The organism is Lysobacter zhanggongensis (assembly GCF_046638635.1).
Lineage (GTDB): Bacteria > Pseudomonadota > Gammaproteobacteria > Xanthomonadales > Xanthomonadaceae > Novilysobacter > Novilysobacter luteus.
Map to the genome: position 1 here is coordinate 1 of NZ_JBJXHK010000162.1, position 1,633 is coordinate 1,633.

The 1,633-nt window shown below is 72.7% G+C and carries 1 protein-coding gene; it reads left to right on the forward strand.

Going from position 1 to position 1,633, the window contains the following annotated elements:
- Nucleotides 1-137: 137 nt before the first annotated feature.
- On the forward strand, nt 138-1,633 hold a 1,496-nt coding region (locus ACKVMH_RS13440), incomplete at its 3' end, for a cytochrome c biogenesis protein CcdA (RefSeq protein WP_459167120.1).

Here is a 1,633-nt window from a genome sequence, read left to right on the forward strand (position 1 = left end):
CGGGGGCTGGCACCGGCCTGCTCGGCCGTGGTGGCGGCGCGGCCAACCCGGTCCGTCTGCCCGGCAACCCGCTGCTCGCCGCACCGGCCGGCTTCGACGAACCGCTGCCGCCCGAGCAGGCGTTCGGCTTCGAAGCCATCGCCGACGACGGTGACACCCTCCGGCTGCGCTTCTCACCCGCGCCCGGCTACTACCTGTATCGGGACCAGACCCGGCTGGTGCTGGCGGGCGACGGGGCCGGCGTTGCACTCGGCCGCGCACAATGGCCACGCGGCCGGCAGCACCGCGACGAGTATTTCGGCGAGGTAGTGGTCTATTTCGACCCGGTCGAGGTCACGGTCCCGCTGCGCCGCGCGACGGCTGTCGCGACCACGATGCAGCTGCGGGCCACCTTTCAGGGCTGCCAGACCGACGGCATCTGCTACCCGCCGATGACCCGGATGGTCGAGGTCGCGCTGCCGGCGGGCACGGTTTCGTCGCAGCCGACCGCGACCGCGACCGCGGCGGCGCCTGTGCCCGGGGCGGACACCGCCAAGGCCATCGATTCAGCGATGCCGCCTGGGGTCGACGTTGCACTGGCAAGCCCGGCGACTGGCCCAGCCGACACCGGGCAGCCGGCCGGCGACAGCATCCCGGTGGCAGGTGGGTTCNCGGACACCGCCAAGGCCATCGATTCAGCGATGCCGCCTGGGGTCGACGTTGCACTGGCAAGCCCGGCGACTGGCCCAGCCGACACCGGGCAGCCGGCCGGCGACAGCATCCCGGTGGCAGGTGGGTTCGATACCTCCCCCGCGGAAGGCGACCTGCCCGCATCGTCCGACGTCGACGCCGGCAACCAGGCCGAGGACAGCCGGCTGGCGGCCGCGCTGTCGGGTCCGAACCGCTGGTGGGCACTGCTGAGCTTCTTCGGCTTTGGCCTGCTGCTGGCCTTCACTCCCTGCGTGCTGCCGATGATCCCGATCCTGTCGGGCCTTATCGCGGGCGCCTCGGCCGGCCACGAGCGCGGCCTCGGGGCCGGGCGCGCCCTTGGGCTGTCGTTCGTCTACGTGCTGGCCAATGCACTGGTGTTTACCGTGGCCGGCGTGGTCGCCGGCCTGGTCGGCGCCAACGTGCAGATCGCGTTCCAGAACCCGTGGGTGCTGGCGACGTTCGCTGCGTTGTTCGTGGCACTCGCCCTGTCGAGTTTCGGGTTGTACGAGTTGCAACTCCCGTCTGGCCTGCGCAACCGGCTGGGCGCGCTGAGCGATCGGCAGCGAGGCGGTTCGCTGGCCGGGGTGGCGGTGATGGGCGCGCTGTCGGCGTTGATCGTCGGTCCCTGCGTGGCACCGCCGCTCGCGGCCGCGGTGCTCTATATCGGCCAGACCCAGGACCCGGCGTTTGGCGGGGCGGCGTTGTTCCTGCTGGCGATGGGCATGGGCCTGCCGCTGCTGGCATTCGGCGTGGCCGCCGGCAAGGGGCTGCCCACCAGCGGGCCGTGGATGCTCGCGGTGCAGCGGCTGTTCGGTTTCGTGTTCCTCGGGCTGGCCGTGTGGATGCTTGCGCGGGTGCTGCCCGGCCCGGTGTCGCTGGCGCTGTGGGGTGCGCTGCTGCTCGGCGCGGCGGCAGCGCTGGCGCTGGGCACCGCCCGCTCGCG